The following is a 14,996-nucleotide window of genomic DNA, read 5'->3' as shown; positions in this document are numbered from 1 at the left end:
TATTAAAACGCTAATTTTTAAGCGACGCGTTTCTTAATATAAAACGTAAACAATCCATCTGCTTCATCCAACTGCAATAACTCATGACCTGTTTGTTTACAAAATGCCTGAAAATCTTTAACCGAGCCGGGATCTGTAGCCAAAACTTTCAGAGTTTGCGTGGCTTGTATCTCACTTAAGCCTTTTTTACAGCGCAAAATCGGTAATGGGCAATTTAAGTTACGCGCGTCTAATTCTTTATCAAATTCCATTTTTATTCCTAATTGATTCTATATGAATCACTTTTTCGACAACATAGCCTTTAGAACATTATTTTTTAGTAGCGAAAGTATGGCCAGCCCTGCCCCAAGCAATTACGCCACCAACCAAATTATGGACGTTTTTTAAACCCTTACTAGTGGCAAAATCGGCTGCATGAGCAGAACGTACACCACTGTGACAGTAAAATACAACAGCATTTGCATTCACCAGCTTTTCATATTCGACTGGCAACATGGATAGCTGAATATGAATAGCGTCAGGAATAATACCCCGTGCCACTTCATCATCATTGCGTACGTCTACTAGAATCACTTTCGGCTGTGTCATTAAACTGACTAAATCTGCTGCTTCAATATCTGAATAATTTTTCATGGTAATTCTTACGGTTAACACCTAATTAATTTTGTATTGTACACATGAAAACTATGCATTAAAACGCATTCACCATTGCTAAGAGCGGTTGTAGTATCTAATTCGATGATTATTGGGTGCCTAGGTTAAAAAGATGTGTACCAGAGGTGCTCTGTATAGCCCTGACATGCTGTATACAAAATCAGAAATAAAAAAAGCCCACATAAATGTGAGCTTAATTTAGTTGGTGGCCGGGGGCAGAATCGAACTGCCGACACGCGGATTTTCAATCCGCTGCTCTACCGACTGAGCTACCCGGCCCTCATGCAAACTTCGGTAAATGTTTGCAAGTCGCGCATTATAGCAAACTTCACATAAATTTACACACACTGCTGCAATTAAATTCAAACATCAGGATGTTAAGTTATGTTAATTGTTTTATGATGATATCAGCAACGTTTAAAATGTTGCTGTAATTAGCAAGTAGTGAAGTTTATTTTAACGTTTTAATTGCATCAACAAAATTAAGAGGAGTGCGATATGGGAATGTTTTCATTTATTAAAGAAGCTGGGGAAAAATTATTTGGCATTGGCGAAGCAAAGGCCGCTGAAGAGACTGCAAAACAAGCACCTACTCCGGTAAATGTAGATGCCGCAAACAAAGCAGCTGCTAACGCCATTGCAATATATGTTGCCAAAATGAATTTAGCAGCACAGGATTTAACCATTGGCTTTGATGGCGCATCTGGTACTGTCATTGTACAAGGCACGGCAGACACCCAAGAAATCAAAGAGAAAATCTTATTATGCTGTGGCAACGTAAAAGGGGTTGAGCATGTACAGGATCAGTTAGGCGTGAAAGAAACGGAAGCCGAGCCACAATTTTATACCGTTGTGAGTGGCGATACTTTGTCAAAAGTAGCTAAACAATTTTACGGTAACGCAAATGCGTATATGAAAATTTTTGAAGCGAACAAACCCATGTTAAGCCATCCTGATAAAATTTACCCGGGCCAAATGTTACGTATTCCACCGCAATAATTTATTTTTCATCAACACAATATCAATAAGGGAGTTTTACCATGAATACATTTTTACGCGCACTATTAGCGGGTGTTTTTGCACTCACACTACTGGCTGGCTGCAATAAATCAGATGACGCTGTAAACAATATGAAAGAAGAAGTTGGCGAAGCGGTAGACGCAACTAAAGAAGCAGCTGGCGCTGTAGCTGAAGAAACAAAAGAAGCGGTGACTGATGCTGCAAATGAAGCGGCAGCTGCAACATCTGAAGCAGCGGCTGAAGCAAAAGAAGAAGCCGTAGATGCCGTACAAGCAGCGAAAGATGCAGCAGCTGAGGCTGCAAAATAATTTAAAGCTTACAAACCAATTATTAAGCTATCTTGTAAGTTAGATTAGCAAATATCAGATTAAAAGCTTTAGGTTAAAATTTAACCCGTAAGGCCGTGAGGTTTTACGGGTTTTTCCTTTACACTTATTGCCATGAATATTTTTAACATTCCACCACTCAGTAGCAGCTTAGAATCACTAAATCTGCAACCTGCTTTATTGCAGAAAATCAACCAAAAAACCAAACCACTAGGCGCGCTAGGTGAATTAGAAAATTTAGCATTGCAAATCGGATTAATCCAAAACACATTAACACCACAATTAAATCAGCCGACCATATTAGTATTCGCGGCAGATCATGGCATTGCTAATCATGGTGTCAGCGCTTATCCACAGGCCGTGACTGCGCAAATGGTTATCAATTTTTTGCAGGGCGGCGCGGCAATTAATGTTTTTGCAAAACAACATAACATGACATTGCGCGTGATTGATGCTGGGGTGAATCACACCTTTACGGCTGATGCCAATGTGATTAACACGCTAGTCGATGCAAAAATAGATTTCGGAACACACAATTTTTTAACTGAACCCGCCATGAGTTTAGCGCAATGTGAGCAAGCAATCACTAAAGGTGCGGCAATCGCGCAGAAAGAAATTGATAACGGTTGTAATGTGCTGGGTTTTGGCGAAATGGGTATCGGCAACACATCCTCCGCCAGTTGCTTAATGAGTGTGTTATGTGCAATACCAATTGAGCAATGCGTAGGCCGTGGCACAGGTTTGGATGATGCAGGCGTCAGCCATAAAACGGTCATTTTAAAGCAGGCAATTCAACAGCATGCTCTTAATAAACAAGATGCAATGCAAGTTCTAGCCACTTTCGGCGGCTTTGAAATTGCCATGATAACGGGTGCAATGTTAAGCGCTGCCGAACACAAAACACTGCTAATCATTGATGGCTTTATCGCAACGGCTGCATTATTAGTCGCTTATAAATTACAGCCCAATATTCTGGATTACTGTGTGTTTGCACATTGCTCCAATGAAACCGCGCATCGCCAAATGTTAGATTATTTAGAAGCAAAGCCTTTGCTTAATCTAAATTTAAGACTGGGTGAAGGATCTGGCGCCGCACTGGCTTACCCGCTTATTCAAGCCGCCGTTAATTTTTTAAATGAAATGGCTAGCTTCTCTAGTGCTGGCGTTAGCGAAAGCCTGCCAACAGATGAAATCTCACTGGCAACTCAAAACGCAGACACTTCTGAAAGAGCCACTTAATGCAAAAAGAATGGCGATATTTTTTATTGGCTTTAGGATTTTTCACACGGATTCCAGTGCCTGATTTTGCCAACTTTCAAGAGTCAGATTTAAATCACTCAACCAAGTATTTCCCTCTTATTGGCATTATTGTCGGGTTTCTTAGTGCCGCATTCTTTTATGCCGCCAGCTTTGTTTTTCCGCATGTTATTGCCGTATTAATCAGTATGGCAGCAACCATTTACCTTACCGGCGCATTTCATGAGGATGGTTTAGCAGATAGCGCAGATGGGATTGGTGGAGGTTGGGAACGTGAGCAAATACTCACTATTATGCAAGACTCCAGGCTTGGCACTTACGGCGCAGTCGCTTTATTCTTAATGCTGATAGCTAAATTTCAAACACTCAGTCACTTAAACCCAATTCTTATTCCGCTCGCACTAATTGCTGGTCATGCGCTAAGCAGATTATGGGGCGTGTTGTTGATGGCAACTTTAACTTATACAAAACCAGCAGGAAAAGCCAAGCCGCTTGCAACACAATTGAGTATGCAACATTTGGCCGTTGCCACAGCGTTTGGCTTGTTGCCATTGATCAGTATTCTCGGTTTATTAATTGTGAGTAACCACTCACAATTAATCATTATTAAATTCATATTACTGGCGCTTTTACCTAGTTTTATCATATGGTTATGGTGGCGCGCAAAGCTTATGAAAAATTTGGGTGGTTATACAGGCGACACTTTAGGTGCAGCCCAACAACTCACTGAATTGGCCTTTTATATGGGCGTACTAGCGTGGTCAATGCACCTGTGAAGCTAACGCTTATTCGCCACACGCGCCTGCAAATTGCGCCGGGTATTTGCTATGGGCAAAGTGATATTGATGTTGCGTCAACATTTATACAGGAATGCGAAAAAACCAAAACAAAACTGGATGGCATGATATTTGATGCCGCTTACAGCAGCCCATTACAGCGATGCGAAAAACTAGCTAACGCGCTTAATATCGGCGCCCCAATAATTGACCATCGGCTCAAAGAGCTGCATTTTGGCGATTGGGAGCTGCATGCCTGGGATGCGATTCCACGTGATTTTTTTGATGTGTGGGCGCAAAACTATGCCCATACTGCGCCACCAAACGGTGAAACCTTCAGTCAATTACAAGTGCGTGGGATTAATTTTCTGGATGAAATATTAAGCTGTCATCCTGCAGGAAATATTGCGATTGTGACGCATGGCGGCATGATACGCGCCCTGCTTGCTCATGTGCTGAATATGCCGTTAAAGGGTTTGTTTCGTTTTAATATTGACTACGGCAGCATCACACAACTGGAATTTGGCGATGTTAACTTGGGCGCAGTGCCTAAAATCAACTTTGTGAATCTTTAAGAATTATTGGGCCAATTTAAGTGTTAAGTCGCTGCAACTACGCTAATTTGATGGTCAAAACACTCCACTGTTTGCCCAGCGCGGATTTTTGCAGTTTTACGTAATTCAACTTCTCCGTCCACCGTCACAATTCCATCTGCGACAAATGCTTTTCCCTGGCCGCCGCTATCGGCAATGCCAGTTGTTTTAAGCAAATCACACAAGGCGATAAAGTCGCCTTTTAATTCAAATATGCTGGTTTCCATACCTTTTCCTTAAGACTCATTTTTAATTTAAATGGCTTTTCAATTTAAGCGGCAAGCCTGCTGCAATAAACGTAACCTCATGTGCCTGTTGAGCAATTGATTGATTCAATCTGCCCTGTTCATCTTGAAACTGGCGGTTAATCGCCCCTAGCGGTACGATTCCCATACCAACTTCGTTGCTCACTAAAATAATGGTGCCTTTGAGTTTTGGCAAAATATCCAGAAAACCTTTGCGTGCATCTTGCCAAAACTTGGCCGTATCTTTTACATTCTCAGGTGGCACACAATCAGGGCAAATACACTGCGCCAACCATAACGTCAAACAATCCACAATCACACAAGTATCTGGTTTGGCTTCTTCAATCAGCGCATTTGCAAGATGATGATGTACTTCTAGCGTTTTCCAATGTGCTGGGCGACTTTGCTGATGCAATGCAACACGCTGCTTGAACTCATCATCGTAAACTTGTGCAGTGGCGATGTAGGTAACTGGCAAGCCAGATTCAATCGCCAGCTTTTCAGCATAGCTACTTTTACCAGAGCGTGCACCACCTAAAATCAGCGTTACTTTATTCATTTATTAAGTCCAGTTTTTGCCAGCCATCAATTTACAACGTATTCGTTTGCCAGCTATTTTCCATTAGCATTTCATTTAAGGTTTTTTCTTTTGCCCAACCTGTTTCCACTAGCATAGGTGCTTTATAAAAACTGGCTACATGCCCCAAACATAGCACCGCTATAGGCTTTGCATCCTCAGGTATCTGTAGTAGTTGTGCTAACTGAATTGGATCAAAAATAGACACCCAGCCCATGCCCAATCCTTCTGCACGTGATGCAAGCCACATATTTTGAATCGCACAACTCACCGATGCAATATCCATTTCAGGCATGGTGCGGCGGCCAAAAATATGCTGCTCACGGTTGTTACAGAGCGTAGCGATTAACAACTCGCCACACTCTAAAATGCCTTCTACTTTTAAGCGTAAAAATTCTGCGCTTTTGGCATCAAACCCATTATTAACAAATCCAGTCGCCGTATTTTCAAATTCGCCGATTGCCTGTGATGTTTTAATGCGCTCAATATCAACTAATTGATGAATGCTTTTGCGTAACTTATTATCAGTAATACGGATAAATCGCCAGGGCTGCATTAAACCAACACTAGGTGCGTGGTGCGCAGCTTGCAGAATTTTCTGCAAAATTTCTGGCGCAACAGGTGTTGGCAGAAAGTGTCGCATGTCACGCCTTTCGGCAATGACTTTATAAATTGCAGCCTGTTCAGCTGGGCTATATGCGTGAGAATTAGACATGTTAAATATAAAAAAAGCCGCTTTAAATTAAGCGACTTTGTTTATTAGCCATCGTTATTTAGGCTTTTGAAACCTCAATGTGCTTAACACTGCGCCAAAGTGCAACGCTTAACCAAACAAACGCAAAATACATCGCTGAGAACCCCATCCAGCTTGGCAAATATTCCCAGCCATGTTGCATGGACTCAATTAAACCTTCAGCGGGAAATCGTCCAGAAAACAAATAATAGGTTTGTGTAGAAATAACAAAAGCAACAAATGTCGTTCCTAAGCTGACTAAAACATAGGACAACACAGCATTTGATTTGGCCGCAAATACATCTTTTTGTTTAGCCAACCAAACTCCGCCCAGCCACATCGCCCCATAAGCAGGAATCAAACCCCAATAGCCATCCGTTAAGCAAAATCCTTGCACAGGATCAAACGCAGCGGCACCAAAATCAATCACCGTTGCCAATACAAAAAATGCAATAAACCAAGCCGCACGCTTTAACAGCAACCCACCTAATAAAAATAATACTAAACTGGCATCAGGCAAAGAAACGTGCGTCAACACATGACTACCGCGTGTTAGTAGCATAAAAAATGCAATAACAGCAGCAATGGCCAAATGCTTATTTAGAAAGAATTTACTTACACTCTGCATGATCAATCTCCAAACTGCATATCAATATCGCCGTATTATACAGTTAAAAATGTGCTGGCGATTAACCAATCATCAGCACATTTAATCAATTACTTAGGTTGCCAGCGCACACTAACAAACAAGTTTGAGCCTGGCGTATCGTAAGCAAATCCATCAGTTCTAGGGTTGCCATCATATGCAAGCGCATATTGCTTATCAAACATATTGTTTAACCGCGCCTGTATTTTCCAATCTTGGTTAATTTGATAATCAGTCGTTAAATTAAAAATAGTATACCCAGCAAGAGATATATTATTAGCAGTGTCGTTATAGCGTTTTGATGAGGCAATGCCTTCTGCACCGAAATGCCAATCACCTAAGGTATAGCCAAGGCTAGCGGATGCATGATTATTTGCACGACGTATTAATAAATTATCAGTACTTTCATCCCTTGGTGATTGAATATCCACACTTCCTTGTAATAGCCAGCTATCCCAAGCTTGAGATGCTGCAACTGTAACGCCCTGGATTTCAGCTTTGCGCACATTCTCAGGAATAGAAGTGAATACGATTAAATCCCTGATTTTATTTTGATAAACAGTAACTGATGCAGTTGTTTTGTCTCTGTTATAACGAAGACTAGCTTCAATACTTTCTGACTTTTCAGGCTTTAAATTTGGGTTCGCCTGTGCAAAACCAAAAAAATCCGGGTAATATAAATCATTAAAAGTCGGCGCTCTAAAGGCGGTGCCATAGCTTGCACTTGCGCGCCAGCTATCAGTTAGTTGATATCCATATGAAACACCGCCAGTATCATTCGTACCAAAGCGCGTGTTGTGATCGCTACGATAGTTTAAGTGAATGGTGTGATTACCTAAATCTGCTAAATAACCTGCAAAATAACCATCGTTATTCCTACTGTTTTCTTTGAAATCAGTGGTTGATTTAACGCGTTCCTCAAGCCTGTCGTATGCCAGCGTTAACACTCCAACAGGTAGTTTAACGTCGTTAAGCCAAGTTAATTGATGCTGTTTTGTTCTGAATAAACTACGGCTTTCAGATGTAAAAGGACCAAGCGCAGCATAGGTTACAGTCTCATCATCACCTTCCCCTACCCTCAGTGTCGATGTCCAGTTAGAGGTAATTTTGTTTTTTGTATAAACCGAGTAACTCTGCTGTGTAATTTCAGCATAATCAGAAAAAGCGGGATCAAATGCAGGGGAAAACGGATCAATATTATATCGATTATCAAATCTTGTCTTTCCTTTACTATGCAATAGCTGTAAACCGATTTCATCGTCTTCAGAAATTTTATGCGATAGTGAGCTGGTGATGGATAAATTGCTATATCCATCATCATCTTTAAGATTTGGATTATTTGTTTTTAGTGCAGAAAATCCATCGGTATCTTGACTGCTGATACCAAATGCAAAGCTAGTATCATTAATTGTGCCATGAACACCAGCTTCCGCTGTTTTTGTATCATAAGTTCCATAGCCTACACTCGCATAAAACTGTGGTTTACCACTACCTTTTTTAGTGAAAATTTGAATGACGCCGCCAATGGCATCTTGGCCATATAAACTTGCTGCTGGGCCACGTAAGATTTCTATCCTATCAATCAGCGCAACTGGCAAATTTTCAAATGCAGTGGTACCAGTTGTTGCAGAATTAAATCTAACGCCATCAACTAAAACCAATACATGGCTAGTATTTGTACCTCGCATAAAAATACCAGAACTCTTACCTGCTCCACCAGTGTTAGTAATTTCAATACCAGGCTGAGTCTGTAAAATCTCGACTAAAGAAGACTGGCCAGCACGCTCAATTTGAGCACGGTCAATGACAGAAACATCTGCAAGCGTTTTGCTCAATGATTCGCTTGTACGGCTTGCCGTGACAATGGTGTCATCTAAAGAAGCGGCTTCATCCGCAAATGTAGAGGCATTAAATGCCACACTGGCTAAACTAGCACTTACTAGACTAGCGATAATAGATTGTTTCATGATGGTGATATCCCTGTTTATCACGCGACCCCGCGTGCTTTTTATAATGAGGAATACCGGAAATGTTTGAATAAATCAGAACGAAGTTGCAAAAAATTAATACTAATTTTGACTGCAAATTGTGTCTTGATTACCGTCACCCCGCGGTATTTCCTAACGAGTTTGTTGTAGGCCGGTCTCCGGGCTTGTGAGGAATGATTTGCGCCTTCCCAAGTTAAATTCACCCAGTGGCTTCATTTGCAAAACTACACTCACTTACCGTTGCGGGGGCAGCATAAGCATTGTTTTAGTATTAAATAATTAAAACCAAACGCACTTATTTCCCAGTTTCACCCTTGTTAATTGATTATTAACTTCAGGCACCTATCAACTAAGCGCAATTATATCTTTAATTTTATTGTGCCTGTTATTTATTCAATTACGGCCTAGGTACTTGGCCTAGCCAGTTAAATGTTTACGCAACAAGCGTGTTAAAACATATTAAATTACTTTGAATAATGAACGTTAGCTATTGACTATAATGATTTTTTTCAATTATAGTGGGGCATGGATGCAGATTTAAAAAGATTAGAAGACAAAATCAATAAACTCGTTTCTTGGTGTACATCGTTGCGCGAAGAGAATGCACAACTGCGTAACGACCTATGCCAAGCACAGCAAAACTCAGATACCTTAAAGAATAATATGCTTTTAGCGAGTCAAAAACTTGAAGTCTTGCTTGCAACAATGCCCGCTGACTTGACATCCTCTGATGAAGAAACATTATGAGTGAAGCAAAATCAATCGATTTAACCATTATGGGACGCGAATTCACTGTCGCATGTACTGATGAAGAGCGCGCAGGTTTGCTTGAGGCCGTGCGTTATTTAGATAAGAAAATGCACGAGATTCGTGATACCGGCAAAATAATTGGTATTGAACGCATTGCGATTATGGCAGCCCTTAATTTATCGCACGAATTACTGCACACCAAGACTGGCGATGTTGACATCGGCGATTATAAGCGTAGGATTAGTCTCATGCAGAATCAAATCGATGAAGCAATAGCTGGTCAAACTAAGTTGCTATAAATCAGTTGATCAATTATTAGCTAGTCTGTTTTAATCAGTTATATTCATCCGTTCGTCACAAGTTAGTTTTAACATTTAACTTGTTTTCTGTGGTGTTGCTTGAGTCTTAAATTCCTTGAACTAGTTTTCGTTATAGGTTTCAGCTATTCAAGTCGCTGTGAGAGCGCTCTAAATTGGGATATCTTTTAAGATACCCTTGGCGAGTGTACCTAATGCGCTTTAGGTTGTTACCACTTGGACCTTTTTGGTTCAGGATAACGGCTCAGGCAACACCACAGAAAATAGGTTTTGTTTTTTAAAGCGAAATTTCCGCGTTGTTTTTCGCTTGGCGTACTACTTGTACTGCCTGCGCTCAAACGCCTTGAACTTTCGCTTTAAAACTCAAAACCATCAACTCTTTAAAAATTTTGTGAGCGTGAAAATCCATTCTGAGTATCTAAACTCAAGTTTTTAGCGCAGTTCGTGATATTTTAAATCAGCCAAGCTGACAATTTCCAGACATTTTTCGTGGCAAGCCTCTAACACCACTGGTGGTGCGAAACCTGCTTCACTGGCCTCTAACCAACGCGCTGCACAGACACACCAACGGTCACCCGCAACCAAACCTTCAAAGCCATACTCTGGTCTTGGTGTGCTCAAATCGTTACCACAGGAAATTGAAAAAGCTAAAAATTCATCTGTCATTTGTGCGCAAACAGTATGACTGCCTTCATCCTCATGGCCTGTTTCGCAACATCCGTTACGCGTGAAACCCGTTACAGGATCTAAACTACAGGTTTGCAGAGTTGTGCCTAGTACGTTTCGTGCCATGTTTCTTCCAAATTGATGAATTTCAATTATCATACCCAAAATTAATAGTTTACGTTTTAAATTAAGAAAGATGGATTGCAATGCGTTATTGGTTAATGAAGTCAGAGCCTGCAGATGTATCGATTGACGATTTGGCAGCGAAGCCGAATCAAACGGTGGATTGGTATGGTGTACGTAATTACCAAGCGCGTAATTTTATGCGTGACCAAATGCAGATTGGCGATGGTGTACTGTTTTATCACTCCAATTGCGAGACGCCAGGTATTGCAGGTATCGCAGAAGTCAGTAGTTTGGCTTATCCAGATCGCTTACAATTTATCAAAGGTCACAAGTATTTTGACGAGAAAGCCACACAAGAAACACCGCGCTGGTTTAATGTTGATGTAAAGCTGGTGCGAAAAACACGCCTGCTCAGTCTCAAAGAATTACGCGAAACGCCAAAGTTAGCCGATATGCGGATTCTGCAACGCGGGAATAGACTATCGATTACACCAGTAGATCCGAGAGATTGGTTGTTTATTTTGGATTTGTTAAAAGATTAACCATATTAAGATGATGAGTTTTATTCTTAAGTAAACATTAAATCCTAATCCAATTAAAAAGCCCGCATTCGCGGGCTTTTTAATGATCAAGCAAAATATGAATACTAAGGCTGATCTAAACTGCCCATCGCTTTAGGATAAGTCACCAAACCCCAAGGCATACCTTTTACTTCAATCTGTTTGGTTACTTCCAGCTTGTCTGCATCAATCACATAAACTGCGTCTGATTTTCCACAAGCCAACAGAATCTGTTTGTCGTCTGGCGTAAAACTAAAGTGCCAGCAGCGATTACCTGTTGGGATTTCTTTAATTTTTTCATACGTTTTTGCATCGAATACTTGTAGCAATTTAGCTTTATTGGTGGCAACAAAAATACGCTCACCTTTTTTGTCATAAGCAATGCCGTAAGGTGTTTCTGCCGTATCTACGGTACGCACTAAATTATAGTCTTTGTCCAGCACCATAAATTTGTTGCCATATTCTAATGTGGCCAAATAGGTTGTGCCATCTGGCGATACTTTAATACCACGTGGGCGGTCACCCAGTTCATGTGTTTTGATCGTTTTAACCAACTCACCCGTTTCAATATTATGTACTGTCACCGTGTTATCGGCTTCATTGGTAATCACGAGTTGTTTGCCATCAGCTGAAAATTCAATACCTTCTGTTTCCGGTCCGCCAGTTATTTCGCGTACTTTTTCACCTTTGGTTAGGTCGATCACAGCAATTTTTGCTGGAATCAATTCATCATCATCGTCGTCATCTTCTTCTACTTTAGCTTTTTCACCCGGTTTTGGCGGAGGCCCACCTTTCGAACTAGGCTCGGATGAGACATAAGCAAAATTGCCACTAACACGTACAAATTCCGGATTTTTACCCACTTTAATTTGCTGTAACACTTCACCGGTAGCGGTATCAACCACAGAAACACTTTCATTCTCACGTGTAGCTACAATCAATTTTTTACCGTCATCTGTCACACCCAAGCCACGTGGCGATTCAGCTTTAATATCAAGTTGCTTGACCACTTGCAACGTAGCTAAATCAATCACACTCACAGCCGCATCCTGGCTGGTTACGTAGGCTAAACCAGCAGGTGCCGCCTGTGCGGGCTCATCTAACTTAGACTCGGTCTCTGGCGCTTTCTCTTTGCTACAGGCACTAACACCCGCAATTAAAGCAATGAGAATCAGGCTGATACGCGTTTTATTAAAGGCTGATGTTAATTTCATTCAAAATCTCCAAAATTTGACTTAGGTATGTATCACTATTAATAACAAGCAAAAACTATACTCATTAGTATATACTTTAAAGCTCAATAAAAACAAATGCTTATTTTTATCTAAAACCAGAACTGGCTGAATACAACCAATATGGTGGTGGTTGAACCAATTAAGTCCGCACTAATGATTACCCCAAAAACAGCTTATACGCAGGATTCTGCGTCTCATCCCAGTATGGATAATCCAAGGCCTGTAAAAATGTAGAAAACTCCTGTAATTGGTTCGGCGGTACTTGCATGCCCACAAGTACACGTCCATTATCGGCACCATGATTGCGATAATGGAATAAACTGATATTCCAATCGTGCCCCATCGTATCTAAAAATTTCAAAAGTGCACCTGGCTTCTCAGGAAATTCAAATCTATACAACACTTCATTTTCCGCCTGAGGCGCATGTCCACCAACCAAATGCCGCAAATGCAATTTTGCAACTTCATTGTCGGTTAAGTCCAATACGGGTAAGCCATGTGTCTGTAAATCCTGCACCAATTGTACAGATTCAAGGGGGTCAGCAATCGCCACGCCCACAAAAATATGTGCCGCGACCGGGTCAGAATAACGATAATTAAATTCAGTGATATTGCGGTCACCCAGCAAGCGACAGAATGTCTTAAATGCGCCAGCCTTTTCAGGTATCGTCACCGCCAATACCGCCTCACGCTTTTCACCAATTTCTGCACGTTCCGCAATAAAACGTAAACGGTCAAAGTTCATATTGGCGCCGGAAGCAATAGCAACCAGTGTTTTGCCAGTAAGATTATTGCGCTTGGCGTATTCTTTAATGCCAGCCGTGGCTAATGCACCCGCTGGTTCTAAAATACTGCGTGTATCTTCAAACACATCTTTTACCGCCGCGCATATTGCATCGTTATCGACCACAATCATTTCATCTACAAACTGTTGGCACAACTCAAAAGTATGCTCGCCCACCTGCTTAACCGCCGCGCCATCAGCAAATAGTCCCACTTGATCCAACATCACGCGCTTGCCCTGTTTAAGCGATTCTGACATCGCTTCCGCATCACTGGCCTCTACACCAATCACTTTTATTTCCGGGCGTAGCGCTTTTATATATGCTGCGATACCCGCAATTAAACCGCCACCGCCCACACAGCAAAAAATAGCCTCTATTGGCTCCGGGTGGCTTTGCAGAATCTCCATCGCAATCGTACCCTGCCCGGCAATCACATCCGGGTCGTCATAAGGATGCACAAAAGTGAGGCCTTCGGATTGCTCTAAGGTTAAGGCATGCACGTAAGCGTCGGAATAACTATCACCGAATAGCACGACTTCTGCGCCCCTACTTTTAACCGCATCAATCTTAATTAATGGCGTAGTAGTCGGCATGACAATCACTGCGCGACAACCCAATTTTTGTGCACTCAAAGCAACGCCTTGTGCATGGTTTCCCGCACTGGCCGCAATAACACCGCGCGCCAACACTTCCGCAGGCAAACTCGCCATTTTGTTGTATGCACCGCGCAACTTGAACGAGAACACAGGCTGCATATCCTCGCGTTTTAGCAATACACGGTTATGGATACGTGCAGATAAGTTGGGTTGAAACTCTAATGGTGTTTTTTTAGCCACATCGTAAACGTGGGAATTTTCTATTTTCTGTCTGTAATTTATCGTCATGCGCAGTTTTTAGTAATGTCTAAACGTGTGTTTATTAGGATTATCTTTATTATAAAACGCGCTATTTAGAAATTAAGTAGCGCAGTGTATGATAGTGAGTTGTTTGTATTATAAAGAAATTATTAGGGATTTACGAAAATGGCATTCACACAAGACGAATTAAAACAACAAGTAGCAAAAGCAGCAGTTGAATATGTAAAAAGCGGCATTATTGGTGTGGGTACAGGCTCAACCGCCAACTTTTTTATTGAAGAATTAGCAAAGGTTAAACATAAAATTGATGGCGCCGTAGCCAGCAGTGAAGCCACTGCACAACGTTTACGCGGCCATGGCATTGAAGTATTTGATTTAAACAGCGTAGATAGTTTAGATATTTATGTAGATGGCGCAGATGAAATTACGGAACATTTGCATATGTTAAAAGGAGGCGGCGGTGCATTAACGCGCGAAAAAATCGTGGCGGCCGTGGCTAAACAATTTATTTGTATTTGCGATGCCAGCAAATACGTACCGGTTTTGGGCAAATTTCCACTACCAATAGAAGTGCTGCCAATGGCTAAAAGTCATGTTGCGCGTGAATTGGTTAAATTAGGTGGCCAGCCTCAATTGCGTGACTTCACAACGGACAACGGCAACCTCATTTTAGATGTGCATGGTTTAACTATTAGCGATCCGATTGCCTTTGAAGCCAAAGTAAATCAAATTGTAGGTGTAGTAACCAACGGTCTGTTTGCTGCGCGCCCTGCGAATGTATTGCTTTTAGCCACGGCAGACGGTGTTGTGACTTATAAAAAATAATACTTTTAATATATTAATATCCAATCATATTACTGTCACAATTGTTAACTACCATTAGCG

19 protein-coding genes, 1 tRNA gene and 1 riboswitch are annotated in these 14,996 nt (G+C 41.4%); of the genes, 9 read left to right on the top strand and 11 right to left on the bottom strand.

Annotated features, from left to right (window positions below; all coding sequences use genetic code 11):
- Positions 1–17 precede the first annotated feature (17 nt).
- The 3 genes from K370_RS08490 to K370_RS08480 all read right to left on the bottom strand — a co-directional run bounded on the left by K370_RS08490 (position 18) and on the right by K370_RS08480 (position 933).
- Positions 18–251 (bottom strand): sulfurtransferase TusA family protein, encoded by a 234-nt coding sequence (locus K370_RS08490; protein WP_047540839.1) that lies wholly within the window; start codon positions 249–251, stop codon positions 18–20.
- A gap of 58 nt (positions 252–309) precedes the next feature.
- Positions 310–633 carry a rhodanese-like domain-containing protein gene (locus tag K370_RS08485; RefSeq protein WP_047540834.1) on the bottom strand — a complete coding sequence of 108 codons (324 nt, stop codon included), beginning with the start codon at positions 631–633 and terminating at the stop codon, positions 310–312.
- Between the two features lie 224 nt (positions 634–857).
- Positions 858–933, bottom strand: a tRNA-Phe gene (locus K370_RS08480).
- A 219-nt stretch (positions 934–1,152) separates the two neighbouring features.
- Between K370_RS08480 and lysM the strand changes: the two genes are divergently transcribed.
- From lysM to cobC, 5 genes are all read left to right on the top strand, one after another.
- Positions 1,153–1,653: a peptidoglycan-binding protein LysM gene (gene lysM / locus K370_RS08475; protein WP_047540832.1), complete on the top strand. Its 501-nt coding sequence runs from the start codon at positions 1,153–1,155 to the stop codon at positions 1,651–1,653.
- Positions 1,654–1,694: 41 nt separating this feature from the next.
- Positions 1,695–1,982 carry a hypothetical protein gene (locus K370_RS08470; protein ID WP_047540830.1) on the top strand — a complete coding sequence of 96 codons (288 nt, stop codon included), beginning with the start codon at positions 1,695–1,697 and terminating at the stop codon, positions 1,980–1,982.
- Positions 1,983–2,114: 132 nt separating this feature from the next.
- Complete coding sequence (cobT, locus tag K370_RS08465; protein WP_047540829.1) at positions 2,115–3,239, top strand: nicotinate-nucleotide--dimethylbenzimidazole phosphoribosyltransferase; 1,125 nt, start codon at positions 2,115–2,117, stop codon at positions 3,237–3,239.
- Entirely contained in the window at positions 3,239–4,033 is a 795-nt protein-coding gene (locus K370_RS08460) for an adenosylcobinamide-GDP ribazoletransferase (protein WP_047540827.1), read from the top strand. Before cobT ends, K370_RS08460 begins: the two co-directional genes overlap by 1 nt.
- Positions 4,030–4,608 (top strand): alpha-ribazole phosphatase, encoded by a 579-nt coding sequence (gene cobC, locus K370_RS08455; RefSeq protein WP_047541849.1) that lies wholly within the window; start codon positions 4,030–4,032, stop codon positions 4,606–4,608. Before K370_RS08460 ends, cobC begins: the two co-directional genes overlap by 4 nt.
- 23 nt (positions 4,609–4,631) lie before the next feature.
- On the opposite strand, the gene K370_RS08450 is transcribed toward cobC, so the two are convergent.
- From K370_RS08450 to K370_RS08430, 5 genes are all read right to left on the bottom strand, one after another.
- Positions 4,632–4,853, bottom strand: coding sequence for an RNA-binding S4 domain-containing protein (locus tag K370_RS08450; protein ID WP_047540826.1), 222 nt, complete (start codon positions 4,851–4,853; stop codon positions 4,632–4,634).
- A 22-nt stretch (positions 4,854–4,875) separates the two neighbouring features.
- Entirely contained in the window at positions 4,876–5,430 is a 555-nt protein-coding gene (cobU, locus tag K370_RS08445; protein WP_047540824.1) for a bifunctional adenosylcobinamide kinase/adenosylcobinamide-phosphate guanylyltransferase, read from the bottom strand.
- A gap of 31 nt (positions 5,431–5,461) precedes the next feature.
- The gene (gene bluB / locus K370_RS08440) at positions 5,462–6,163 is read right to left on the bottom strand and encodes a 5,6-dimethylbenzimidazole synthase (protein WP_047540822.1); all 702 of its coding nucleotides are present in this window, start codon (positions 6,161–6,163) and stop codon (positions 5,462–5,464) included.
- A gap of 58 nt (positions 6,164–6,221) precedes the next feature.
- Complete coding sequence (locus K370_RS08435) at positions 6,222–6,809, bottom strand: hypothetical protein (RefSeq protein ID WP_047540820.1); 588 nt, start codon at positions 6,807–6,809, stop codon at positions 6,222–6,224.
- Positions 6,810–6,898: 89 nt separating this feature from the next.
- Complete coding sequence (locus K370_RS08430) at positions 6,899–8,794, bottom strand: TonB-dependent receptor domain-containing protein (protein ID WP_047540816.1); 1,896 nt, start codon at positions 8,792–8,794, stop codon at positions 6,899–6,901.
- 152 nt (positions 8,795–8,946) lie between these two features.
- A riboswitch (cobalamin riboswitch) is annotated at positions 8,947–9,176 on the bottom strand.
- A 164-nt stretch (positions 9,177–9,340) separates the two neighbouring features.
- On the opposite strand from K370_RS08430, the gene K370_RS08425 reads away from it, so the two are divergent.
- Together K370_RS08425 and K370_RS08420 are read left to right on the top strand one after the other, a co-directional pair.
- Positions 9,341–9,562 (top strand): hypothetical protein, encoded by a 222-nt coding sequence (locus K370_RS08425; RefSeq protein ID WP_047540813.1) that lies wholly within the window; start codon positions 9,341–9,343, stop codon positions 9,560–9,562.
- Entirely contained in the window at positions 9,559–9,864 is a 306-nt protein-coding gene (locus K370_RS08420; protein WP_047540810.1) for a cell division protein ZapA, read from the top strand. The genes K370_RS08425 and K370_RS08420 overlap by 4 nt, the downstream gene beginning before the upstream one ends.
- A gap of 450 nt (positions 9,865–10,314) precedes the next feature.
- Here the strand turns inward: K370_RS08420 and K370_RS08415 are convergent, their stop codons facing one another.
- Positions 10,315–10,674: a DUF2237 family protein gene (locus K370_RS08415; RefSeq protein WP_047541846.1), complete on the bottom strand. Its 360-nt coding sequence runs from the start codon at positions 10,672–10,674 to the stop codon at positions 10,315–10,317.
- An 80-nt stretch (positions 10,675–10,754) separates the two neighbouring features.
- On the opposite strand from K370_RS08415, the gene K370_RS08410 reads away from it, so the two are divergent.
- Positions 10,755–11,216, top strand: coding sequence for an EVE domain-containing protein (locus K370_RS08410; protein ID WP_047540807.1), 462 nt, complete (start codon positions 10,755–10,757; stop codon positions 11,214–11,216).
- Positions 11,217–11,320: 104 nt separating this feature from the next.
- On the opposite strand, the gene K370_RS08405 is transcribed toward K370_RS08410, so the two are convergent.
- Together K370_RS08405 and ilvA are read right to left on the bottom strand one after the other, a co-directional pair.
- Positions 11,321–12,448 (bottom strand): beta-propeller fold lactonase family protein, encoded by a 1,128-nt coding sequence (locus tag K370_RS08405; protein ID WP_047540805.1) that lies wholly within the window; start codon positions 12,446–12,448, stop codon positions 11,321–11,323.
- Positions 12,449–12,626: 178 nt separating this feature from the next.
- Positions 12,627–14,138 carry a threonine ammonia-lyase, biosynthetic gene (ilvA, locus tag K370_RS08400; protein ID WP_047540802.1) on the bottom strand — a complete coding sequence of 504 codons (1,512 nt, stop codon included), beginning with the start codon at positions 14,136–14,138 and terminating at the stop codon, positions 12,627–12,629.
- Positions 14,139–14,276: 138 nt separating this feature from the next.
- On the opposite strand from ilvA, the gene rpiA reads away from it, so the two are divergent.
- Complete coding sequence (gene rpiA, locus K370_RS08395; protein ID WP_047540800.1) at positions 14,277–14,936, top strand: ribose-5-phosphate isomerase RpiA; 660 nt, start codon at positions 14,277–14,279, stop codon at positions 14,934–14,936.
- Positions 14,937–14,996 lie beyond the last annotated feature (60 nt).

It is taken from the genome of Methylotenera versatilis 7, assembly GCF_000799165.1.
GTDB classification, from domain to species: domain Bacteria; phylum Pseudomonadota; class Gammaproteobacteria; order Burkholderiales; family Methylophilaceae; genus Methylotenera_A; species Methylotenera_A versatilis_A.
This window is presented reverse-complemented; position numbering and strand designations above follow the sequence as displayed.